At 50.9% G+C, this 24,154-nt stretch carries 19 protein-coding genes and 1 pseudogene; 15 read left to right on the top strand and 5 right to left on the bottom strand.

The window, feature by feature from the left end:
* The first annotated feature begins 415 nt into the window (after window positions 1-415).
* The 5 genes from MEB48_RS29205 (at window position 416) to MEB48_RS01590 (ending at window position 6,119) form a co-directional block, all read left to right on the top strand.
* Window positions 416-2,263 (top strand): Mu transposase C-terminal domain-containing protein, encoded by a 1,848-nt coding sequence (locus MEB48_RS29205; protein WP_237881226.1) that lies wholly within the window; start codon window positions 416-418, stop codon window positions 2,261-2,263.
* A gap of 197 nt (window positions 2,264-2,460) precedes the next feature.
* Window positions 2,461-3,411, top strand: a complete 951-nt coding sequence (locus tag MEB48_RS01605) for a TniB family NTP-binding protein (protein WP_237881224.1) — start codon at window positions 2,461-2,463, stop codon at window positions 3,409-3,411.
* Window positions 3,402-4,220: a hypothetical protein gene (locus tag MEB48_RS01600; protein ID WP_237881323.1), complete on the top strand. Its 819-nt coding sequence runs from the start codon at window positions 3,402-3,404 to the stop codon at window positions 4,218-4,220. Before MEB48_RS01605 ends, MEB48_RS01600 begins: the two co-directional genes overlap by 10 nt.
* Before the next feature lie 1,032 nt (window positions 4,221-5,252).
* Window positions 5,253-5,849: a hypothetical protein gene (locus MEB48_RS01595; protein WP_237881222.1), complete on the top strand. Its 597-nt coding sequence runs from the start codon at window positions 5,253-5,255 to the stop codon at window positions 5,847-5,849.
* 30 nt (window positions 5,850-5,879) lie between these two features.
* Window positions 5,880-6,119: a hypothetical protein gene (locus MEB48_RS01590; protein WP_237881221.1), complete on the top strand. Its 240-nt coding sequence runs from the start codon at window positions 5,880-5,882 to the stop codon at window positions 6,117-6,119.
* 411 nt (window positions 6,120-6,530) lie between these two features.
* Here the strand turns inward: MEB48_RS01590 and MEB48_RS01585 are convergent, their stop codons facing one another.
* On the bottom strand, window positions 6,531-6,998 hold the full coding sequence (locus MEB48_RS01585) for a helix-turn-helix domain-containing protein (RefSeq protein ID WP_237881219.1): 468 nt from the start codon (window positions 6,996-6,998) through the stop codon (window positions 6,531-6,533).
* A 318-nt stretch (window positions 6,999-7,316) separates the two neighbouring features.
* Here MEB48_RS01585 and MEB48_RS01580 point away from each other — a divergent pair, with 318 nt between their 5' ends.
* From MEB48_RS01580 to MEB48_RS01565, 4 genes are all read left to right on the top strand, one after another.
* A complete protein-coding gene (locus MEB48_RS01580) occupies window positions 7,317-7,805 on the top strand; it encodes a hypothetical protein (RefSeq protein WP_237881217.1) in 489 nt (162 codons plus the stop codon).
* Between the two features lie 17 nt (window positions 7,806-7,822).
* Window positions 7,823-8,551: a metallophosphoesterase family protein gene (locus tag MEB48_RS01575; RefSeq protein WP_237881215.1), complete on the top strand. Its 729-nt coding sequence runs from the start codon at window positions 7,823-7,825 to the stop codon at window positions 8,549-8,551.
* A gap of 66 nt (window positions 8,552-8,617) precedes the next feature.
* Window positions 8,618-9,019, top strand: coding sequence for a DUF6957 family protein (locus MEB48_RS01570; RefSeq protein WP_237881213.1), 402 nt, complete (start codon window positions 8,618-8,620; stop codon window positions 9,017-9,019).
* A gap of 51 nt (window positions 9,020-9,070) precedes the next feature.
* On the top strand, window positions 9,071-9,427 hold the full coding sequence (locus MEB48_RS01565; RefSeq protein ID WP_237881211.1) for a hypothetical protein: 357 nt from the start codon (window positions 9,071-9,073) through the stop codon (window positions 9,425-9,427).
* Window positions 9,428-9,788: 361 nt separating this feature from the next.
* Here the strand turns inward: MEB48_RS01565 and MEB48_RS01560 are convergent, their stop codons facing one another.
* On the bottom strand, window positions 9,789-10,130 hold the full coding sequence (locus MEB48_RS01560; RefSeq protein ID WP_237881209.1) for a hypothetical protein: 342 nt from the start codon (window positions 10,128-10,130) through the stop codon (window positions 9,789-9,791).
* 340 nt (window positions 10,131-10,470) lie between these two features.
* Between MEB48_RS01560 and MEB48_RS01555 the strand changes: the two genes are divergently transcribed.
* On the top strand, window positions 10,471-10,968 hold the full coding sequence (locus tag MEB48_RS01555) for a 3'-5' exoribonuclease domain-containing protein (RefSeq protein WP_237881207.1): 498 nt from the start codon (window positions 10,471-10,473) through the stop codon (window positions 10,966-10,968).
* A gap of 232 nt (window positions 10,969-11,200) precedes the next feature.
* Window positions 11,201-11,449, top strand: coding sequence for a type II toxin-antitoxin system PrlF family antitoxin (locus MEB48_RS01550; protein ID WP_237881205.1), 249 nt, complete (start codon window positions 11,201-11,203; stop codon window positions 11,447-11,449).
* 95 nt (window positions 11,450-11,544) lie between these two features.
* On the opposite strand, the pseudogene MEB48_RS01545 reads toward MEB48_RS01550, so the two are convergent.
* Window positions 11,545-11,843 (bottom strand): annotated as a pseudogene (locus tag MEB48_RS01545) (DUF4113 domain-containing protein); the annotation flags it as partial.
* On the opposite strand from MEB48_RS01545, the gene tnpB reads away from it, so the two are divergent.
* From tnpB to MEB48_RS01525, 4 genes are all read left to right on the top strand, one after another.
* Window positions 11,827-12,189, top strand: coding sequence for an IS66 family insertion sequence element accessory protein TnpB (gene tnpB / locus MEB48_RS01540; protein WP_269137347.1), 363 nt, complete (start codon window positions 11,827-11,829; stop codon window positions 12,187-12,189). The pseudogene MEB48_RS01545 and the gene tnpB overlap by 17 nt on opposite strands.
* Before the next feature lie 295 nt (window positions 12,190-12,484).
* Window positions 12,485-13,510 (top strand): hypothetical protein, encoded by a 1,026-nt coding sequence (locus tag MEB48_RS01535; RefSeq protein WP_237881203.1) that lies wholly within the window; start codon window positions 12,485-12,487, stop codon window positions 13,508-13,510.
* 346 nt (window positions 13,511-13,856) lie between these two features.
* Window positions 13,857-14,861 (top strand): hypothetical protein, encoded by a 1,005-nt coding sequence (locus MEB48_RS01530; protein WP_237881201.1) that lies wholly within the window; start codon window positions 13,857-13,859, stop codon window positions 14,859-14,861.
* A 167-nt stretch (window positions 14,862-15,028) separates the two neighbouring features.
* Window positions 15,029-21,664: a DUF3320 domain-containing protein gene (locus MEB48_RS01525; RefSeq protein WP_237881199.1), complete on the top strand. Its 6,636-nt coding sequence runs from the start codon at window positions 15,029-15,031 to the stop codon at window positions 21,662-21,664.
* Window positions 21,665-22,273: 609 nt separating this feature from the next.
* Here the strand turns inward: MEB48_RS01525 and MEB48_RS01520 are convergent.
* Both MEB48_RS01520 and MEB48_RS29200 read right to left on the bottom strand, forming a co-directional pair.
* Window positions 22,274-23,422 carry a flavin monoamine oxidase family protein gene (locus tag MEB48_RS01520; RefSeq protein ID WP_237881197.1) on the bottom strand — a complete coding sequence of 383 codons (1,149 nt, stop codon included), beginning with the start codon at window positions 23,420-23,422 and terminating at the stop codon, window positions 22,274-22,276.
* Window positions 23,419-24,093, bottom strand: a complete 675-nt coding sequence (locus MEB48_RS29200) for a cupin domain-containing protein (RefSeq protein WP_237881195.1) — start codon at window positions 24,091-24,093, stop codon at window positions 23,419-23,421. Before MEB48_RS29200 ends, MEB48_RS01520 begins: the two co-directional genes overlap by 4 nt.
* Window positions 24,094-24,154: the final 61 nt, after the last annotated feature.

The following is a 24,154-nucleotide window of genomic DNA, read 5'->3' as shown; positions in this document are numbered from 1 at the left end:
GCAAACTAAAAATCAAAATATTTTGCAATTTCACATGATATGAATTCATAGAAAAGAAGAATCTAGATTAGTTCTAGTAATAATAAGCTCTATGGAATGGTGTGCGATCGTCAATATACTCTAATTGTTGACGATGGTAAAGCTGCAGCTGAGTAAAAAAAGTTGTTATAAATCAATGGCTGCAATTTATGTATATTGTTTCCGGCAATATTCGTAATTGTTTTGGGTGTAATATTCGATAATGAAAAGTGCAAAGTGATGTCATTTTAACATTGTTGACCTCGCAGTTTCAGGAAGTAAGACTAGCTGGGCTGTTGGTAACACCGCTCTTTAAAAACATGAAGTGATAGTTAAAGCCAGCCATCTACTATCGAAGTTTGTATCCGGAAGCTTTCGTTAAGAGGCAGTAATGTAAGTGGCAAAAAAATTTAGAAGGAACGAGACTGGCAAATCCAAAAAAATTGGATTGGAGCAAGACAATACGCTCCTTAATGTAAATAGCTCGCAAAAAGATATAGAGAGACAGCTTGTTGGATCCGAACGAATCCCGACGGTGGAAGCATACCTAACTAAACAGATGGATGCTTTCACTGCGGCAGAAGCACTTGGAATTACGCTATCTGGTTTTTATAAGATAGCGAGGCGAGTACAGGCGAACAAGGGGGATCTGGGAGTCGTTGTAGCAAAGAAACCAGGCCCTAAAGCGAGTTTGCCAGTGTTTGAACCCAATATGGAGGCAATCATCATCGAGAGCCTCCTGCACTATACGGGGAAAGCAGCAACTATCGAGAAAGTTTGGGAGCAGGTCTGCACTCTTGCAGATGGACAAATGCTTCCACGGCCTAGTTATCATTTGGTACGCAAAAGGCTTCAAGCATTAGGGAAACGAGTTTTGGCCAAGATGAAGCTTGGCAAAGCTACTGCGGATGATATCTACGAAGCCCGTCCTGGGTACAAAGATACGACCCGCCCGCTCGAGTGGGTACAGATCGACCATACACGTATGGATCTGATAGTGGTCGATGAGGATGACCGTACCATTATTCTAGGGCGTCCTTGGATTAGCTTAGCAATCTGTATTCATACAAGAGTGGTCTTGGGGTTTTATCTGACCTTGCTACCACCGAGTGCAATATCAGTAGCGATGCTCATCGAAAATTGCGTGCTCCCAAAAGCTGGCTTCCTTGCCTCATTAGGGCTGGATCCAAGACTATGGCCGATGCATGGCGTTCCAAGTGTGATCCATGCCGACAATGCAGCAGAGTTTCGCTCCGATTTAGTCAAGGTGAATCTAAAAACTTTTGGCGTAACCATGGAGCATCGTGATGTAGGCAAGAAACACCAAGGTGGACACATCGAGCGCCTGATCGGAACGATGATGACTTCGAAAGTGCATTTTTTAAGGGGTACGACCTATTCCAATACTTTGCAACGGGGGGATGAAGATAGCGAGGGAAAAGCCGTATTTACCCTACCCGGCCTTCGAAAGTTTATGGTATGTGCGATTCACTCTTATCATGAGCGCAAGCACAGCGGTATTAGGATGAGTCCGGCTGATAAATGGAAAAAATACTACGCCCAGCACACGCCACCAAAGCAAATTGAGGAGGCGAGGCATGAAAACTTTAGATACGTACTCTATCCAGAGAAAATGAAGGTGATTCGAAATGGTGGAATAGAAATGCACAACCGGTTTTATTATGCTCCAATTTTACAACAGAAAATTCGAGATTCCGTGTTGGTCAAATATGACCCCTATGATGTCAGCTCCATCTTGGTTGACCTTGATAGTGACGGCAAGTATGTAAAAATTCCGTGTCATCGAAATCCGTTCAAACGGAGTTCTAACTATGAAATCTATCGTGCGCAGCGCCAGCAGAAGGGCGAAAGGGATGGAACACTAACTAAGGACGGAACGGCTTCAATTGCGTTAGCTCAAGATATTGAGAATGAGGAGGCTCGACTAACTGCCAAAAGCAAAAAGGACAAAGCACGTGAAGCGGCAGCAGTCAAAGATTACAAAAAAAACTCCAAGGGCACTACTGTTATACCTAAAGAGTCAGAAGTAAACACGTTGATTGACCAGGCAGAACACCTTGGTACTCGATCAATTCCAAATCGCACTGCAACACGTCACAATAAAAATAATAAACGTATCACGAGCAAAGCCACTCGTGCACAAAATTCTGATTCGTTTGTTATACGGGAGGATTGGTATACAACGAAGGAGATTAACTATGATCAAGCTCCTATGATTTATTAATCGATTTAGGTTGGTAACAAATAATTGTTCTGGCATAGGCTATCACTTTAATTTTGAGTGATTACTAATATTTGCGAACGCTAACTATTTTTCCGAAATCTTACTGGGTTTCGCGGTCTCGCTCGGATTTCAATAACCTTATCATAGCGTAACCGAGTAGAGCAAAATTAATACAAATGTAAATAGGATGAGTAACTGTGAGTCAGTACGAACAAATAACTGTAGGGCAAGCTGAACAAATAAAAGCAGATCAGTATCAACACGTGCATTCAAGTCGTCATCATTTATTCGGTCTTTCTGATCCTGAAAGGGCAGAGGCGTGCCAGACTGATTTTTGGGTGCCTCATCCTTCGGCAGAACGCCTGTTTAAAAAAATTGATCTAATGATGTCAATGAAGGGTAAGACTGTTGCTCCATGTTTGCTTTGTTTAGGAGCTGGAGGTCTCGGGAAAACGAGTGCAATCGCCGCATTACAGCGTCGCAACGCCATGTCTTCACAGAAGATTATCTTCGTCACCATGCACCAGAATGCTGATAGCTACAATCTCAAAGAGCTGATTTTCGACAAAATGGGACTTGACGTGTCTCGTCGTGCGCGTCAAAGCAGGAAGATCACACCAGAACTTCAATACATTATCAAATCACAGAACATCAAGGCTATTGTGATCGATGAGGTGCATGACGCTTTCACTCTGTCACCATTTCAAAGACGCGTAAACCTTTCTCTGATGAAAAACCTATCGGGAGAGACTTATGGTTTGTCTGTATTCGCGTTTGGCGTCCCCGATGCCGCACGCCATTTACGAGAAGACCCGCAATTAGCGCGCCGCTATTCAGTACATCAGTTGGAATCATGGATAAATGGAGACTCTTTTAGAAATTTTGTATTCAGCTATATTCACCGCCTGCCGCTGAAAAAACCTACGGACTATCGCGATCAAAGGCTTTTGCTAACTATCATGGAGAAGGCGCTGGGAATCACTGACAACATCGTAAAGATGTTGCAGGCAGCCGCTTGGGCTGCAATCGCTGACGGCACAGAGAGAATCACACTCGACCATATCATGAATATTGAGGAAATCATGAGCGATCTTGGCTACGGTCTCCAGGGGTTAGACGAAGTGGACGTGCAGAAACTGTGGGCATAAACAAACGCCACGCACTTCAGATGGGGCGATTGGTATTGGAAGCCGAAAGTGGCTTCCAATATATGACGCCTTCTTATCGCGCGATATACAACCAGCTTCAGTCCATTGTTCAATCTAGGATAAAGGGCGCGATTACAATGATTACGGGAGAGCCAGGATGCGGGATATCGACTTTGCTATCGCACGTCGTGAAGTGTCATTCCGCTCAAGTTTTGCTGCTCAGTGGTAATGTTTTCGTGGGCGAAACTAACATTGTCGATCATATCTGCGAAGATTTTCACTTAGAAGGAACTAGAAAAGCAGGCGTCATACCTGCTTACCTTCCAATCTTTGCTTCAGCTACGGGGCGGCAGACTTTAGTCATTGATGATCTGGATATTTATATCGAGCGGGAGCGAGATTTAACGGAGGTATTCGAGTTTTTTCAGGTGATCGGGAAAGGAGCACATGCACTATCTGTGATTTTTTCCACGCGCAATACTCGACTTGTGCGTAATTTCCATAAGCATTGCCTAACCAACTGGCAGGTCTACAATCTTGCGGATAACCTAGATTTTAATGATTTAAATAGTATGGCTATTCGTGAATGGGAGGTCTGTAATCAACAAGTAAACATGAAAATTCCGACTCCGTCAAACTGGGGGCAGACAGTAGTCGATTGCGGAATGCGACTCCATCTAGTTCAAACAGCATTGCGTATCTGCTATGTAGAAAACCTTCTGGGCAGCGCCGGGGTTATCGTACCTGATCGCGACAAATGGGCGTTGAAAGACTATGAGCTTGAGCTACTCCAAATCTGTTATTCCTAAACCATACCCAGGTGAGGCACTGTCTTCATGGATGTTTCGTGTGCGAGAACTGTTACCCCTACCTGTCTTATACGCACTGAGCAGCTCGAAATTCTACGATAAGCTGACTACTCATTGGGAGTACGAGCGAGATGAGAAGCTTGACGCGTTAAAAACGCCTTATCAACCTTCCGGTTCTTTCACCCACAAACCTTGTGACGATTTAGATTTTTGCTTGGGTGGTGAGGAAGTCCAAGCTTTCGTTAAGGCATATGCTTTATCAGAGAGTTGGTTAAAGCGTGTGTTCGCGGCCCCTGATGCCCCAATAATCCCCGTCGCTTACAGACGTGGCTATTGCTATAGGTGCATGGAAGAGGCGATAGCTGCTACAGGATTCCCTATATATTTAAAGTGTTGGAGATATCTGTTGCAACCTTACTGCATACGCCACTGCAGTTTACTTCGAGATGGAAACGACCTTTTGTTTGAGCGAATAGATTTCGGTCGAAAATTGTTTCAACAACACTGGGAGCAGCATAGAGAGCAGCTTCGACAAGAGCGCATCGACGAGGAAAATCGACATGTGCTGGCTCTAGGCTTGCGTGTGCAAAAGCGTCTACAGAAGCTATTGAAAGAATGTAAGGACTCTGATGTACGCCATGATATGTTGTCATTCGTAACAACCTTAATGCGCATAACATTTTTGCCTAGCTTGAGGTTTTGCTTCGACGACACGAAGGATATTACTGTTCAGGGGTTTGATGAGGGGCGTATAAATAGATTTAACAATATAATGGATTTTTATCATACCGTTCGTCGCTCGACATCCGCCGCGCGGGGGCGGTCATTTTACCTCATTGGTCTCATGTTAGATTGGATCAACGATGCGGAAGCTGAGCGAGCACGTATTGCTCATTGCCATTTTCTACCTACATCTCCTGAGCTGATTTGGGTAAACCTTAATAGGAGCGTTGGAGCATCTCAAGCAAAGTCCATGCTAAAACTATTTAGTACGATAGATTTATCTGTGAGCATGCTTAAAGGTGGGCTAGAGTGTTAAAAACAGATCGTAAACTTCGCTATATATCATCGTGTTGTTTTACACCAAAATTTCAGGTTCTCGACATCCAGACAGGAAGGCGGAAAAGCTGCTTTGTATTTTTTGCTATTGACAGTGTAACTGGTCGCATTCTCCACTATGCACTCGGTTACGATGCGACAGTAACAGAAACCATAGATGATCTTATTTTTGTTAAGCATGGGATTTGGTGTGTTACCGATAAACGTTTGCCCCCCTTGGATACAATAAAGCTACTTCGATCTCATAACCTCAAGGCAAGTAAGTGCTTCATGCCAGCGCTTAATGAAAACATAAATGACAAGGATGCAAACGAAGCGTTTTTACCTTCGTCTAAATTGATTGCTAGAAGTAGAGTGTCGCGCTTGAATCTACTGGATTTTAAGATGCTTGAGTCGTTTGTGATTCATTGTATTTATGACTGGCCACAAAACGTACTCTGTCGAATCTGCAAGCCGAATGAGATCGCGTCAGATGTCGTGAACGACATAGTCGAATTGGCAGTACAGCGCGTCAATGCACTATTGGAGAGAAAACCGACTATTTTTTGTACCCGTGCACCGCAATCCTAACCGACGATATTTTTTTAGAGAGGCCACGATATGACTAAATACTCCATCTCTAGCCCTGCTTTCACCATCAATGGTATCAAGAGTAAAGCAAGAGTGATAAAGCGAGAGCAAAACGTTAGTCATTGCGAAGCATTAAACATTGCAGCTAGAATATTCGGGTTCCTCAACTACAACCACGCCCACCGCGAACTGCAAAAAGTTGGTATCGATGGTGAAGGCATACGGGAAGTGGGGCATGCGAACCAGCAACCATTAACGAGCGAGTGGTAACTACATTGTACGAGGACTTAAATCCTTGAGCTCAATGATTGCGACAACTGATTGAAATGCTCCTGGTTTGCGTCGCGATCTCTAAAATGGGCCCGTATCAGAAATTTGGCTGCGGATCACCAATCCACTCTAGATATGCATATCTGCAAACTAATCTCGCGAGCGACCCAAGTGCGCCTCGGGGTTCGTCATTGCGAGTCGCGATCGAGTTGTTTGGGTGATTTAAGAAGAGCTATCGAATCGTCACCCGCTTCGACAAGCTCGCGAAACGCTTTGTCGCGATAGTTTCATTAGCTGGTGCCATGCGCTATTTGCGACATCGCTTTTCGTGCAAAACCTAGGCTTGATATGCTTGGCATGCTGCGGCCCGTGGCATACCCCGGGAAAAGGGGTATGCGGGTAGGTTTCTTTCTAAGCCTTCCAATGCCCATATACCGTAGACCTGGAAAGCCCGAGCTTTTCCATGACGTCTTTTCGGCTAAATCCTGCCGCCTTGAGCTCCTTAATAGCCTGAGCATTTTTGGAGCCTTCCGGCTTCCCTCGTGAGCGCTGCACAAGCGTGTCGTCAACGATCTGCGTTGCAAGAAGATCCAAACCTCCTTCTGATCGGAAACTCTCCAACTCGACACGGGCTCGCTCCAAAGCCGCTTCGGGGGGTTCTCCATTGCTTAGGGAGATGCTGATGGCAAGAAGGGCTACAGGGTCAAGCTTCAGAAATGTGGATAGCTCGCTCAATTTATCTACGGTGATGTTGATCTTTCCGCGTTCGAGCGCACTGATGTTCGTGCGCGCGGTGACAGGCGCCAAGTCTTCGTATGCCAGCCCGCGCACCGACCGGACTACCCGGATCGTTGCGGCAATCTCTTTCTTGAGCGACATGATCGTCCCTAAAAAGCGAGGATAGGGCCACACTCGAAGTGTTTAGATAAACGTCGATTGATGTTATTATTCTGGACGCAGCCGATTGAAAGCCTGGTGAGCTGCCGTTGGATCTGCGTCCAGGCGTCCTATGGAACCTCGCATTGACCCAATCGAGTCCGAAGGATCGTAAACGTATTCGATGTATTGACGCGATCTAATCCAGCAAACGTAGGAATTTCTGTCGGTCATGGAAGCAGCGAGCTGATCACTAAATGGGCATGGAAGCGAAAATTCAAGTGGGTTGCCGCACGTGCGTACCACAGACGAGTATCTAAAATGTTTATCTCAGATGAGTCTTACTCATTTCGTTTTCCTGGGCTTTTTGGACACGGGCGATCGGCTTGGCGAATGCTTGAGCGGCAATCGATGGATCCTTGGTATCAAGTCGTTCGCCGGATCTGCGAAGGATCAGGGCACCGCATTGAGAAATTGATATCGACTAGCGCCTCTGTTTTGGTCGAAATTCTCGCGGATAGCAAAACCAGTTCGGTAGAGGTCGTACAGGTCATAACACCGCCCTGGATGAACGCCACTTCTTTGGATCGTATGGAGACTTTGATCGAGTTGACCGCTGGATACGACCATAGCGGCGAGTATGTATTGCTTCACAAAGTCGAGTGTGGAGCGGTTTACAGCACGTCTACTGATGGCACGAGCGACACGAGTTTGCTCACGGAAGTGAAAACCATCTACGAAGACCCCAAGCGTAACGCATCAATGGTTCCGGAATATCCCACAGTACTGATGCCTAAAATTCCGGAATAGTCCGAGGCGAACATGCTATGAAGTTTCAAATCTACTCAGATCTGCACCTCGGTTTCGCTCAATTCGAACCGGCCCAAACCGACGCGGACGTAGTCATTCTCGCTGGTGACATTGATATCAAATCTCGCGGCGTGAACTGGGCAAACGACACATTCCAGTGCCCGGTGATCTATGTTTGTGGCAACCACGAGTACTACGGTGGCCACATAGATCACACGTTACGCAAGATGAAAGAAGCAGCACTACCGCACGTGCACGTGCTGGAAAATGAGGTACTGATTTTGGGTCAGACACGTTTTCTGGTTACCACGGGGTGGACGGATTACAGCTCGACGGGAGATGTTGAGGCCGCAACCCGTACTGCCTGGGAGTGGATGGCTGACTTCCGCGTGATCAGAACTGACGTGAGTTATCGACGCTTACGGCCTGCTGATTTAATCGCCAAATCAAGGACAGCCTACATCTGGTTGGCTCAGGAATTAGGAACGACCTTTGACGGCAAAACCGTGGTGATCACCCATCACGCGCCAACGGCGGACTATCTCTCTGAAGACCATGCCGGCCACTTGGCGGCTGCCTATGCGAACGACTGGGCCGAGCTCCTGGGGATGGCTGATCTTTGGATCTATGGGCATACCCATGTAGCAGCGAACTTCACCAAATGTGGATGCCGCGTGGTTTCAAATCCGCGTGGGTACCCAGGCCAGGACACCGGTTTTGATCCTGATTTATTGATCGAGCTTTGATTGACAGTGATTGGTCAAGGACACGCTTGTGTGGCTGGCCGCGCTCAACGGGATGGAGGATTTTTGATGGTTACGTTGGAAGAAATCTCATGTCTGCTTTACGGCGCAGGGGAGGAGATGCCTGGCTGGCAAGGCACCCAGGATGAGCTGATCGCATTGGCCGCAAAAGCGTTTCCGGGAAGAGCATTTTGCGTAGTACGGCAATGGATTTTGATCGATCTCACGGTTAACTCGGATGAGAAAGAAAAGTTAACCGGGCTTGGTCTACTTCCCGCGACGCTTTTCGCCCACGAAATTGTCCTCGACAGCCAAAGTCGCTTCCAGCCTTCCATGTGGGTGCGCAGTAATTTCGGCATATCTTCCAGCCCTTACATGTTTGAAACCAAAAAAACTGTCTATCTCCTGCTTGGGCCAGGACTGAGAAAAGAAGCTAGCATTGGTGCGGCTTTCTCAATGAAAGCCGGCTAAGCAGTGACCGCCGCACATACATATTGAGTCATTTTTTGGAGCATTGGCCGGATGGCTGAAGTAATCGAACTGGAGTTTCATAGTAAGGATGTAAGCGACTTTCAAATGAGGCGCTTGGTGCGAGCAAGTCTTCGAAAATACAGCGTACCCATCACAGCTTTTATCAGCGACGCGATGATCGCAGATGACACATGCTTCGGGGTGTGCTTCGACCATTCGAAGCATGACGATGCTTACCACAGAGCGGATGGTTCCATTCTCCTCACAGGTAAAATTCAGTCAGCGAGAAAAGAAAGCCGTTTTTGGCTGCTCGAAACTCAAAATGGTAATTACGTCATTGCTAGCTTCAGGCGAGGCCTCGGCAGAGCTAGCTTTCTCAAGCTTCTTGCTTCCGCCGACCGTTTCTAAATCGTGGTTAGAAATCCACTTTGATGTCTCGAGATAGGGGCTGGCGCATGGCGGATGCAAGATGGTCACTTGTTCAGGCATTAATCTATTTCGACGAGTTGTTCGACCAGGTGATCACGACCCGCAAACCAGTTTTCGTTGATGGAGAACGCGGGACTGCGGTGCTCGTTTCAATGGAGGAGTGGGAGTCGATTCAGGACAAGTTGATTGCTCGAGCTCCGTCAGACCTATGAAAAATCGCTTGCTAGCCGGCTTACGGTTTTCATCAGAAGCGCTCCGAGTTACCCCTGCGAAGCGCTTCAAACTGGCTTTATCCTGTGACGCTGGTTTTGCCATCGGACGGTTCACCGCTGGCCTTGGCTTAGTAACGGTACTCGTTCAGCAATTTCTGCAAAAAATCACGCCGCCGTTGGACGATGCTCAAAATGAGATAGTCGCGGTCGATGTCTCTCGGCGACAAATGCCCAGCGTCCACAAGGCCATGGATGTAACCCTCAGCTTTTCCTCGCGCCTCCAGCAGGGCCTCCATGGACGCGCTTCTGTAAATGTCCCCAGCGATGAGCTCCCACCGCTTTTTCTGACGGTGCCCAATGGGGTCATCGGAAAATTTCGGGGCGTGGATCAGGGTGTTGAAATCGGCATGTGCGTTTGGTGTGTTCAAAGCAGATTCTCGGAACAGTGATAACTGAGCGGAGGCTATCATGCGCACACTATATCGCTTGTTGTTGGCTGGTTTTTTAGGCGCTGGCGCGAAGGGACGACTTCAATGTTGGTGCCCGCGATCGGTGGCACCTTTAAACATTGCGGAGCGTCAGGCAGTGCTACTCAGCGAGTACATTCTTAGCCCGGAGTTGGTATGGGGACAATTTCGATCCCTGGGGGGGCGACTGACAGACCACACGTCCAATCACCAATGCAGCGCCTCATCTTACTCGGCCGACCTGGTAGTCAGGCTCCTCGAAAATCCATCGGTACTGTAAATAGTGGGACGTACACGGGCTCCGATGACAGGTAAGCTAACAATCGTTGAAAAGGATAGGGCGTTGAAGATATTCCTAGATTGCGAATTTACTCAGCTCAATCAGGACTCGAAGCTGATCTCCCTAGCGTTGGTATCGGAGTCAGGCGAAGAATTCTATGTTGAGCTGACGGATACCTATTCGGTCGAGGACTGTAGTGATTTCGTCATCCAGAACGTTCTCCCGCAACTCGATCCTCTGCGATATGGTCAGTCGCTTGTCGAAGCTCGAGCCTCGCTTCGAAAGTTTCTAGGCTGCTTCGACGAGGAGCTTGAGGTGTGTTCAGATGCGCCACATTGGGATTGGGAGTTTTTCCGTGATCTCGTTTGTGCAGATCATCAACCCTGGCCTGCCCAGGTTGTGAATGAACCGACCAACCTTACAAGCTTTTTCAATCAGGTGAATGCGGAAGCTCTCGAACAGGTAGAGCTGTCTGATCCGCCACACCATGCGTTGCTAGATGCGCGAATGCTTGCAGAGCTTTTCAAGATCTTGGCCTCCCGGCTTATTTTGTCACCATAGAGGCACATCCCGACGTAGGTCGACCAGCTTTGGACGGTGTACTGCAGGTGATTCGAGTTTCACCAGCGGTGGGGAAGCGGAAAAACGGGATTATTCCAAATTATGGCTCAGCCATAATTATTGCTGAGCCATAATTCTTTACTGTCTAGCCATCGGAGCAACATGTTGTCAGCAAAATGGGCAGGACAGTCCCGCAGTTGCTGCAACGTCGAACTGCAGATAAGGTTTGGTCATGAATGATCCTCTTATCCCCAACTTCACGTCTGCGAACCGCGTTCAGAGCGAGACCGCGTGGGCGCTTGCTGAACCGATGGCCGCTCATCTCTCCGTATCTCGAACTCTCAACCTACTGGCTGCTGACATGAATGTGCATCCGGAGCTCATTCAGCCCGTAGATACGCGTCTGGTCGATCGCATCATTGCGCTAGTCGGTCAGGTCGATGTTGACCTCAATTCACCACTCTCAGCGGAAGACGAATAATTCAGGCAGTCAATCCCGGCTCGGCTGTACGGAACTCCAAGCAGCCGGTAACGATGACCCGCTACCGTAGAATGCCGTCAGCTAGTGCTGGCCTGCTATTTAGTCTTAACCGTCCACAACTGATCTACCTTCGTCGTGTAGCTCTGACTCATCAGATCTCGGCGCATGGCCCAACCAGGCGCGGCTGGCACACTGGTTAATCGGACAACTCCTTTTCCCATCGGCTGTTGATCTCATCCAGAACACTCATCACCTTGTCCGCCATCGCAGGCTGCGAATGCGCAAATAGATCGTCAGTAAATTCGCCAGGCTGCCGCAGATCCATCAGCAGAACTTCGGCCTTGCTGTACTTGAAGCCCGCTCGAAACAGACGATTGATGGCTTCGGTTGCAGCCCAACCGAAAGTGCTGCTGCCTGCGCGACCTTTCTTCGAGACCAGCTGCGATGATTCGCATCGATTCCATCTGGCTCGCCATCGAGCCTACATGCGCGCCGGTACCGAGACGGCGTTTGCCAGAGTGATCGCGGTGTTTGGTGCGGCGAAGCCGCACTGTGCTTATCTGTTCGCCAACCGCCGCGCCACTCGAATGAAAGTTCTGATGCATGACGGCTTCGGGATCTGGCTGGCTGCTCGCCGGTTGAATCAAGGCAAGTTCCACTGGCTGTGTGGTAGTAATTCGCGAACGTCCGTAGCCCGCTACGTCGGCAGGCGCGTAGTCATAACACATGGGCTAGGATGATCCAATCACCTACCAATCACCAAGTGCCTGCTATGGAAAACACACCAAAGGCTAAAATTTCAGCCGATGATTCGTCCGAAGATGTCGTGACAAGAGAGTCACTTTACGATCAGGCTTGGTCGATTCCGATGACCAAAATCGGCGAACGATATGGGGTGTCTTCGAGCTACCTGGCGCGAGTTTTTACCAGCTTAAATATTCCTCGTCCCCCGGTGGGGTATTGGGCTCAAGTGTCAGCGGGAAAAGGTAAAGCTCGTCCATTGTTGCCTGAATCTCAGCCCGGCGATTTGACTGCGTGGAGTCGAAATGGAGCGCCTCTTCAGGTTTCCCGATCGTTGCCAAAAGTACGTCAGAAAGCGAGCCGAAAGACGTCTACTACTCCGGCGCACTGCCTCGAAGGCACCCACTTTTACTGAGTATTGAAGAGTACTTTAAGAAGATTCGGGAAAACGAGAACGGATATTTACGGCCCACAAAACGTTCCATGGCGGATTTAATCGTGAGCCGCACCGGGATCGCCCATGCGGTCGGCTTTGCAAACCAGTTGTACTTGGCTCTGATGAAAGAGGGCCTTGCAGTAGCGCTGAGCGATCCTGCTACGCATATGAACCGTGAGACAGTTGACCATAGGGAAAAGGCCTCGACGAGGTACATACACCCTTCACTTTGGCAGCCGCAACGTCCTACGGTGGTTTACATCGGAACCATAGTTCTTGGTTTGACCATCTACGAGATCAGTGAGTACGTAGAGGTCAAGCACGTAGATAAGGAGTACGTTCGGCTAAGTTCACTTCCAGCCAGCCAGCGTCGCTCTCCCTATCGTGACGGGTGGGTAATGAGTGCCGACATGCCCAGCGGTCGCCTATGCCTCCAGGTTTATTCCCCCTACTACCGAGCAGATTGGATTCATCGCTGGAGCGAGGACAAGCCTGGCGATTTGGTCAGCAAAATACCCAGCATCGTAAAACTCTTGATTGCCGAAGCCCCCGAGCTTGCCAAAAAAGTCGAAGTTAAGCGAAAGAGGAGGGAACTCGAAAAGCAGAAACACCAATTGGAGGTAGCTGAGTGGCAAAGAAAAGAAGAAGAAAAACGTCAACTCATGGTTGTCCAGGATAGCCGCGATCGGCTAGAGGCTGTGATCCAAACTTGGGCAAAGGTAAACAGCATTCAGGCTTTCTTTGACGACATTGAGAGATCCGCGCATAAGCTAGGCGATGAAGAACGGAAAGTCGTTATGGAGCGGTTGACTAAAGCGAAGGAACTGATCGGGGACTTGGACGCGTTGAAACACTTCAATGGCTGGGAGCCTCCAGCGTTTTAAGTCTATCTCACTGCTCTGGCTTATGAACTAGCGCCATAATCATTGGTGCAACTGGCAACTTCCGTACTGCAAGCCCCATCCCGAGCGAAACGGCAACGTTCAGGCCTGTCACTCTACTCGTAAGCCATGTCTAGTGCTTCGATGGCCAGAGCCGCATCTGGATCGTTCGACATCGACGCATACCAGATGAATTGCCGGACGCTTATATGCACAACCAAGTCGAGCTTGCATCATATTCGCCAGGTTCATCTCCTTTCCAAATCGAGTCTTGGTGCTAAGCTGCCATCATCATCCGAGGCTGTTCGTGGTCTGAAACCGCTCAGCCAATACTTCGAAGGAATGAGATATGGGCTGGAAAGGAGCGTTGCGTTCGATGCAGGCTGCTTCACGCAAAGCTGATCGTAACGCCCAGCGTAGGCAACGTGAGCTTCAGTCTCGCCAGAAAGAATACGCCAAGATGGAAGCGTTAGAGCAGGCGGCTTACGAAGTCGAAGTCTATGAAAATCAGATCGATGTTCTGCTTTCTGTGCATAAAGAATGTGGTGAGGAGATTGACTGGCATTCGTTCGTTGAGAGGGCTGAGCCAGTAAAACCTGCTTTCACAGGCACACGGGAAGCGCATGCGAAATCTCTCGAGCAAACCTATGCCCCTGGCTTTTTCGCACGCTTGTTCAAGCTCGAAACGCGTCAGCGTAAAAACTTGGCTATCGCCATCGAGACGGGGCGACTTCATGATGGCAAAGAGCATGAAGCGGCTGTCGCGAAGTGGCGAGTCGAGCATGACTCTTGGCACCAGGAATACACCATCGCGCAAGGTGTGCTGTCTGGGATAGGCAAGGCGAAGCTTGAAGCGATCAAGTTAGTCGACCCTTTCACAGACATCTCTCATCTCGGCACATCGATCAAATTCACGATAGGGGACACGGGGCTCGTGGAAGCGAACCTTGGCGTTCATGGTGTTCGGGTTATCCCTGCCGAAATCAAGTCTTTGCTACAGAGCGGAAAGCTTTCAACGAAGAAGATGCCGGCAGGGAAGTACAACGAGCTTTTGCAGGACTATGTGTGTAGCTGCGTTTTGAGAGTAGGTCGCGAGCTTTTGTCGATGCTCCCTGATGACCTTGTGATCGTAACGGCGGTCGACGACGTCCTTAATTCGGCGACCGGACATATAGAAGAGTTACCCATTCTAAGTGTTGCGGTGTCCCGGCGCACGTTGGAATCATTGAACATGGACTCGATTGACCCTTCCGACTCCATGAAAAATTTTGTTCACAACACGTCCTTCAAAAAGACAGCCGGATTTCAACCTGTGAAAGCGCTGGATGCTCGACAGTTCGTCACAAACGTCTAACAGATAGACGGTATTGGTGAACCGGTTTTGCATAGGCAAATACAGCGGACTCACCTTTGGAACCCGTTATAAGATGAGGATCATTTCCGGCGCTACTTGCCGCGTTGAGCCCACTCACCATGCTCCGCGTTCATGTGCGCCACCATAGGCAGGGATAGGGGAAGCACATGGACGAGGCCGCAGAAATCACGGTTGATGTTGAGGTAGAAGAAGTCAAAATTGTACGCATTCACAGTACCGTCGTTGCAAAGCTAAATCTCGCGGACTATCAAAACGCAGTTCCAGTCATTCGGGAACTGAGAGTCGTCAATGAAACGTCCACCAAGTACAGCGACTTGGTATTGACCCTGACGGCCTATCCTGAAGTTTTCAAACCCAAAACCTGGCGCATTGATGCGCTGATGCCGGATGCATTCATGCCCATCCCCGGTCATGACCTTGTGCTGGATGGCGCATTGCTTGGTCGACTCACTGAGTCGGAGAACGCCACGCTTACCTATACGTTGACTGCAGCGGATGCTTCTGCTGAAGAGGGTCGAGCTGAGATTGCTCGCCTGGAATTGGCATTGGAGTTGCTGCCTCGCAATCACTGGGGCGGCCTTTCCCATCTCCCTGATATGACCGCAGCGTTTGTTCAGCCGAATGATCTCGCGGTAGAGCGACTGCTGAAGCAAGCGGCTGATGTTTTGCGTCAAAGTGAAAAGAACTCTGCCCTTGATGGGTATATCGGTGGAGCGAAACGAGCTTGGGAGCTGACATCGGCCATTTGGGCTGCTGTCGCACGTATGAAGCTTGATTATGCTCTGCCTCCGGCCAGCTTTGAGCAAACTGGGCAGAAAGTACGCAGTCCTAGCCACGTCACGGAACATGGTCTGGCAACATGCTTCGATCTCTCATTGTTCTTCTGTGCAGCAATAGAACAAGCCGGCCTAAACCCTGTCTTGGTGTTCACCGAAGGACATGCTTTTGCCGGTGTTTGGCTTAAAGCTGAAGAGTTTTCTACGACCGTCATCGACGACATCACAGCCGTGCGCAAGCGCATCAAGCTCAAGGAGTTGATGCTGTTCGAGACGACGTTTGCGACGCAGCATCCGGTGCCGTCTTTCACTTATGCCACTGATCGTGGCGAGCAGCTGATTGCTGAAGGACAGGATGAAAACTTCCACCTGCTGCTGGATGTCCGAAGAGCGCGTTTGCAACGTATTAAACCTTTGGCCAGTGCTGACGCGCAGCTCTCTACGTTGCCGACGGACGATGCCCATTCCGGTGGCTCGGAGCTGTTAGTCGGTATTGCGCCGGCGCTGCCTGATGAGGCGGTTACGGTCGAGGTTGATGAGCGTTTGCTCGACCCAAAAGATCGCCTGGGACGGTGGCAACGCAAGCTATTGGACTTGTCGCTTCGCAATAACTTGCTCAATTTTAAGGCCGGGAAAAAGTCGCTAAAGCTTGAGTCGCCGGATCCTGTGGCGCTGGAAGATATCCTGGCGAGCGGTCAGAAGCTGAAATTGCTGACGCGTCCCGACTTGATGGATGGTGCTGATCCACGTGATCAGGCGCTGTACGAGTTGCGTGAGCGAGAAGATGTTCGTCGTCTCCACGCCTTGGACGCCTTAAAGCGGCGTGAGGTGTTTGTCGGTCTTTCCAGCACTGAAATGGAAGCGCGGCTGATCGAACTCTACCGTGGCGCACGAACTGCCTTGCAAGAGGGTGGCTCCAACACTCTTTACCTTGCCCTAGGCTTTCTCAGCTGGGAGCGAGCGGACAGAGGAGGGCAGAAGTACCGGGCCCCGCTTGTCTTGATCCCTGTGACGCTTGAACGCAAAAGTGCGCGTTCTGGTTTTTCGATGGTGCTGCATGACGACGAACCTAGGTTCAACCCGACACTCATCGAGATGCTTCGCCAAGATTTCGAATTGAATCTCGGGTCGCTTGAGACCGAGCTCCCTCGGGACGATTCGGGCCTGGATATTGATGCTATCTGGAAAGCGGTGGGCCGCGCGGTTAAGGACATCGCAGGCTGGGAAGTCGTGGAGGATGTCGTCCTGTCCATGTTCTCCTTCGCAAAATACTTGATGTGGAAAGACCTCGCTGAGAATGCCGAAGCGCTTCGTGAAAGTCCGGTCGTTCGGCACCTGTTGGATACTCCGCGAGACGCCTTCCCTTCCGACATTACGTTCCCCGAAGATCGACGTCTGGATATCGACTTCAACCCACGCGAAGTGTTCTGCCCACTGCCGTCTGACTCCTCGCAACTGTCAGCCGTGATGGCGGCGTCGAAAGGAAAAGACTTCGTCCTGATCGGCCCGCCCGGAACCGGGAAAAGCCAGACCATTGCCAACCTCATTGCGCAATCGGTGGCTCAGGGGCGACGGGTGCTTTTCGTCTCTGAAAAAATCGCGGCACTGGATGTTGTTTACCGACGTTTGCGCGAAGTCGGCTTGGGTGAGTTCTGCTTGGAAGTCCACTCCAGCAAAGCACGCAAAACCGACATCTTGGCCCAGTTGCAGTCAGCCTGGGATGCGAAAGGGGTTGTGGATTCTGCGACGTGGCATGCCGAAGCTGATCGTCTTCAGGCATTACGTGAGGGCCTGAACACTTACGTAGAACGACTGCACCATCGTTATACGAACGGGTACAGCATCTATCATGCGATCGGCGTGGTCTGTGCCGGCGCAGCCATCACTCCAATGAGTATGTCCTGGTCATCGCCACATGCTCACACTCGGGAGGATATGGCTGCATTGCGGGAGTTGTCTGATCGTCTGGAAGTGAATGCACAGGCCATTGGATATGGTGCGCTATCGAGTCATCCACTGAGCCTGGTTGGTCAGGGAGAGTGGTCGCCTTCATGGCAGCAACAACTGATTCAAGCTGCGCGAGAAGTACTACCTGCCGCGCAAGCTGCAATCCGGGCCGCGGAGAAATTCAGTGCTGCTACGAGTTTACCTGTCGCGAGTCTAGTGCCTTCAGTTTGCAACGGACTTTCGCTCCTCTCGTCGACATTGCCGTTAGCGGCGGGTCATGATTGGCGGTTCGCACTGCGCCCAGACGGTCGCATGATTGCGCAGCGACTGACTGAAAGCAGCACGCTTGTAGAGAAGCATCGTGCACTCTGCCAGCAACTCTCACCGGTGTGGGCCATTTCGACAGTCAATGCTGCTGAAAAAGGCCTCAGTCTTTTGGCGAGACGCAGGGCACTGATGTCGCAACTCAGTCCCGCATGGCCAGTACAGACGTTTGAGACGTTGAGCCAAGCAATAGAAATGCTTGAGCTTATCGCTGAGGTCACGCAGGAACTCTCTGTGGCCTACACCGATATCATCGAAACACTTGATGTGCGTGAGTTACTCGGGGATTGGCAAAGCGCAGAGCGGTCGTTCTGGCCCAAGTCATTGCTGGGAACACGCAAAGTCACAAAGACCCTCTCAACAGCCGTCTCTGATGATGCAGAGCCTGATGTGGCCAAAGACCTGCACGCCTGGATTCAAATCCGTGACCTGCGCGATAAACTCGACGCGTTGGAGGTGGGGAATTACTGCGCCCAAATCTGGAACGGTGCACTATCGATCGCGCAGCACCTTAAGGCGGCAATTCAGCTACGTCAGGCAATGTTGTGTTTGGCGTCGGACGAGCCTTGGACAGATATCGGGTTTGATGTGGTCGCTGAAGGGCATTGTGGCGAGCAGCTGAAATCAGACCTCGCTCATATGCGCTCCATTGTCCTGCTTGACCAGGAGCTTGCATCCCTTCACTTGGGCGACCTTACAGAAGGATTGTGGGCTGGGCTCAATACCGATTCTGAACCTTTGTTCGCGGCTATCGCTTTTCAAACCGAGCGTCGTCCAGTGAGCGAGCACGGTGGAGTTGAGGGTGATCATGACTCAGTGGCAGCCGGCCAATGCGGCAAGACCATGCAGGCAGATTTTGCAGTGCTCCAGCAACGACGTCTCGTTGAAAAAGCGCTTTCGGAATTTGATGATCTGAGTGCCGTTACCTCGGGGCTGTGGGCGGGCCTCAAAACCAAAGTGGACAAGGTCTCGGACGCGATCGCATTCCACGGCAAACTAGCGTCTGCCCTTGCTCAGCTCGGTACAACGCCTGAACTTGTATCTGCTTATCGTAGTGCGATACAGGTACTGCTCGGCGACGCCAATTCACTGCTTGAACCGGAAGGTGTGGTTTGCCAATCGGGTGCTGAACTGCGTCAGTGTTTTGAGTCACTTCGTCAACGCGTGGATACTCTGGCGACAGCTGGGCGCTTCACTGAATCAGGGCAGTCGGACATCCAGCAACTGACGCTCGATGCGCTACTGCATCATTGCGAAGCCATCGTTCGATCTGAACCTGGTGTTCGTGCCTGGTGTGCATGGCGCAAGGTGCGGGAGGAGGCGATCGGCGCCAGTCTCCCAAGCCTGATTCATGCGATGGAGGGCAATCTGGTAAACCCTGGCGAAGTCCGCCTATCTTTTGAAACCAATTACGCTCGATGGTGGTTGAACACGGTTGTTGATAACGAACCTGTCATTCGTGGTTTCGTCAGCGTGGAACATGAGCAGCGAATTCGAGATTTCAGAGCCCTGGATGATCGCTTCACCGCATTGACCCGCGATTGGCTACGGGCGCGTCTATGCGCTGACTTACCTAACCCGGAGACGGTCAGCCGCTCCTCAGAGTGGGGGGTGCTCCGGTATGAAATGGGCAAGAAGACTCGTCATTTGCCACTTCGGGAGTTGATGTCCAAGATTCCAGATGCGTTGACGAAACTGACGCCGTGCATGCTGATGAGCCCGCTGTCCATCGCCCAATACCTCACACCTGGCGCGAGTGCATTTGATCTCGTCATTTTCGACGAAGCCTCGCAAATCCCCGTGTGGGATGCAGTTGGGGCCATGGCGCGAGGTAAACAAGTTGTGATGGTCGGTGACCCCAAACAGCTACCTCCAACGTCATTCTTTGATCGCGCAGAATCAACCGCCGATGATGAAGATGTTGAAGCCGATCTTGAGAGTATTCTGGATGAGTGCATCAGCGCGAACCTTCCAGTTCGCCATCTGAATTGGCACTACCGCAGTCGCCATGAAAGCTTGATTGCGTTCTCAAACCAACGCTATTACGAGTCCAAGCTCGTCACGTTCCCATCACCTGTGACGAACGATCGTGCCGTCAAACTGCACGAGATAGCAGGCGTTTATTCCAAGGGCGGGTCGAGGACTAACCTGATCGAGGCGCGTGCAGTCGTCACTGATGTGGTTGCTCGCCTGCGCTCGCCAGGTTTCCGGGAAAGCAGGTTGACTATAGGGGTGGTCACGTTCAACGGCGAGCAACAAAAGCTCATTGAGGATTTGTTGGACGAAGCACGCCGCAATGAGCCTTCACTTGAGGCGTACTTTGCTGACACCGAGCTTGAGCCCCTGTTCGTGAAGAACCTTGAGAGCGTTCAGGGAGATGAGCGAGACATCATTTACTTCTCGACCACCTATGGCCATGATGCAACAGGCGCCTTGGCAATGAATTTCGGCCCTATTAACCGCATTGGTGGCGAGCGTCGATTAAACGTTGCAATCACGCGTGCCCGGCACGAGCTATGTGTTTTCGCTAGCTTGCAACCTGAGCAAATAGATCTAACGCGAACCCAAGCGATCGGGGTACGTGACCTGAAGCACTTCCTCGAGTTTGCCCAGCGAGGGCCTCGCGCATTGGCTGAAGCAGTCACCGGCAGCGTTGGCGGCTTTGATAGCCCTTTCGAGGAAGCTGTTGCCCGTGCACTCACCAGCCGTGGATGGCAAGTGCATACTCAAGTCGGCGTTTCAGCATTCAGAATTGATTTGGGAGTGGTCGACCCTGATGCGCTAGGTCGTTATCTTGCCGGTGTAGAGTGTGATGGGGCGACCTACCATCGCAGCGCCACCGCGCGCGATAGAGACAAACTGCGTGAGCATGTATTACGTGGTCTTGGATGGGAGATTCTTCGCATCTGGTCTACGGATTGGTGGATCAACGCCGTTGGCACCGCTGATCTCATCCATGAACGCCTGACCGCTTTGCTTGCTTTAAGCCGTGCTCAACGGGCTGAGCATGAAGCTCGTGAAGAGGCCGCTCAGCTGTTGGCAAATGCTGCTGTCGTGGAAGTGATCGAGGTGATCGAAGAGGTCACAAGTTCAGTTGCAGAGTCGATGACGGTCGAGAGCGCCAATGACGAAAATAGCGCTCCAATGAGTCAGCATTACGCGGCAGTTGCTTCGCTACCTCAAACTGTGAGCGGCACTCAATCGAATTTCTATCCGGGTGAGGTCATTTACTACCTAGAGTCTGATCCCGCCTCCAGCATGCAAGGGGTAGATCCAGATGCGTTTTTTGAACCAGGCTATTCAGGTGTTTTGAGCGCACTCATCGCTCACGTGATCAATGAGGAAGGGCCTATTCTCGATGTAATACTTGCTCGGCGAATCGCGAGAGCCCATGGCTGGGTGCGCACGGGCTCCAAGATCCGAGAAAGGGTCTCGTTGATGGCGCAGAGCACTCACCGTAAGACTAGCGAGGACATAGGGGAGTTCTACTGGCCGAGCCATATTACTGACTCCTCAGCCGTTGTATGTCGGCGTCCAGGAGATGAGGCGAGTATTCGATCGGTTGATGAAGTCTGTGGTGATGAATTGGCAGCACTCGCCCGAGAGCTTCGTGCCAAGGGCAAAGCAGGGGAAGCATTACTCCATGCAATGGCAAGAGAACTGGGACTTCAGAAATTGACTGCATCCAGCCGGCTGAGACTTGAAAAAAAGAGCCAATTAGAGCAGGGAAAATAGACTTGCTGTAAACCCAGGGTTAATGCAGTGCTGTTGACTCTGGGGGCGCTCAGTCAAGCTGATTTCCATAAACAGTTGCTCTAAGGTTCCGTGCTTCTGCTGTTCGTTTTCCCCTGCTCATTTTCCCTCTGATGTTCTGGGGCTTGCGGCATTCAAGGCGCGGTACCTTTCGACCTGACGCCTTTTGAGGTCAGGACTGAGCGGCCCACGCTCTCCGAAGTGGTTCTCAGCTGCCTGCGCTTGGGGCGTCTTACAGAGGCATTTTCAGTAGCTCACTCCGCGCCAGAAACGGTTAGCACCAAACAAATGAGTCAGTGAGCATACTTAGCAGTTCAGGCTATACAAGACCGACAAACGAAAGAATAACTAGGACAACCACAATTGCCCCGACGATGTAGATAATATTGTTCATGAAAGCCACCTCTCGAGCTCTACAGGTTTGCGACACCAACGTGCCTAATACGAATGACACCTTCGCTTCCAGTTCTGTTCCGCAAACCAGTCTCAGAGTCGGCGCTATCGCAGCAAACGAAGCTTGATTCGGATATTCATAGCGCCCGATTGAAATATCCAAATCGATATCGTCAGTGAATACTGTATGTTTTCCAATTAAATAGATGGCCTAATCGTCGAGGGTGGTAATCTCTTTTTTTCGAGCATCAGGCGCACGCCTAATGCAGCTGCTTCGATTGCGCCTTCGATGTATCCCGGAAATTGCGGTGACCATTCACTTCCAATCCCAATCAACCGTCCCATCCAAGGGAAGGAATCGACTGTCGCTTCTACGCTAATCGAAGGTTCCCCTGCGTCCAGTAAATCTTGAGCAACAGCAGTGAGATGATCCTGAGCCCAATCTTTGAGGAATTCCGCCATAGGCTCACCCGCCTTCGGCCCGAAAACTCGCACCAACTGAGCACGACACAGTTCCTTCAGTTGCTTATCAGGCACTACTTTGCGCGTGTGTGCCGGTATGCCGATAAAGCCAAACAATGCGGCATGTCCTCCTGGGGACGAGGCGTCATGAATTTCTACCAGAGGGCCTAATGCGCTACGCGCGTGTCCGGACAATCCGGATTGGCTCCAAAATGCGGATTCGAATACAGCAATGTATTTGGCGTGAGGAGCCATCCAGGTAGAGGTATTTCGCCATCGCTGGGCAACCGAAGGAGGGAGTCTCGGTAAGAACTCAACGTCTTGGGCCAACAATCGCGGTGGGGCCGCTAGCAGAACTTGTTCGACTGTCCATGACTCTCGGATACCATCAGCGTGTTCACACTCTACATGCAGGTGCTGCTCGCTGGTGTGGATAAGACGAACTGTCCGCCCTATACGCAAATTGTCGGGATTTACCCTGAAGGCAAGCGCATCGACTAATGCAGTCATGCCTCCAAGTAAACGTACCGAAGCTGGCGACGAAAAATAGCCCTTTGTGCGTGCAGGCTTCACTCCGGGAATCCGCTCAATCAACATGTCGCCCTGTACGGGCTGCGCAAACCGCTCCAGGCAAAGTTCAGTGACCAGACGATCCAGCTGTGGTTGGGAATCGGGCCAAAACCAGGAGGGCCCCAGATCAAAGCGGTTGGTCTGATCTGGAGGGGCTGTGCCCGTACTCACAAGTCCAACGGATAGCGCCCTTCCTCCAAGCCTCTCGCGGGCTTCAAGCAAGACGTAATCAGAAATGCCTTGGGATTGGAGTAGATACGCTGCGTATAGACCACTTATACCGCCGCCGATGATCGCAATCCGAGCTTGGTTCATGGTGCTTCCTTGCTTGAGAGACCGGTCAAATTCCCATCTCTGAAGTAAACCGTGCATCCCTTGGTCGATGCATGTAGCTGCGGGTATTCTCCTGGCGGAAAACGCAACCAGCTGCCAGCTTTGTGATGCCGTCCGTCTTCAACCAGACCTCCGAACAAGACCAGAACTTCGGCGTTCTCAACGATGGCACTGAACATCTGACCACCTGCAGGGAGGCGCACCAGAGAAACAGTCTCGGATGCACTGGTATGTAGCGGGCAGACCTCGCGGTTGCCTTCTTGTTGCCATGCATCTGGCCGTCGCGTATCAATCCGCACCTTGACCTGCTCATCCGCAGACATCTGCCAAAGCTTCACGAAAATGACTGTACCTTCAGGGCTGGAAGGTGCATGGCTGGAACCTGGAGGGTTGCGCAGATAACAGCCTGTGGGATAGCTGTCATCGTCGTCTGCAAACGTACCAGAGAGGACAAGTATTTCCTCTCCGCCAGAGTGTTGATGAGGAGCGAAACTGGCACCTGCTGAGTAGCGAACAATACTCGTTGCACGAGCTCGTTCGCCGCCGACTCGATCAAGCATGACGCGCTCAACGCCTGGCTGTGACGATGCCACCCAGTCGTAGTCATGAGCAGCGACGGTAGCGCGCTGGGTGAAGTCAGCATTGATGAGCACGGGTGCGGTGTCTCCAAGGAATTAAAGGGCTAGAAATCGAGCATGCCGGCTTCAGCAGGCA

The sequence above is a fragment of the Pseudomonas sp. PGPR40 genome (assembly GCF_022014505.1).
Classification (GTDB): domain Bacteria; phylum Pseudomonadota; class Gammaproteobacteria; order Pseudomonadales; family Pseudomonadaceae; genus Aquipseudomonas.
Note: the sequence above shows the minus strand (reverse complement) of the source record. Positions and strands in the feature narration are given on the sequence as shown.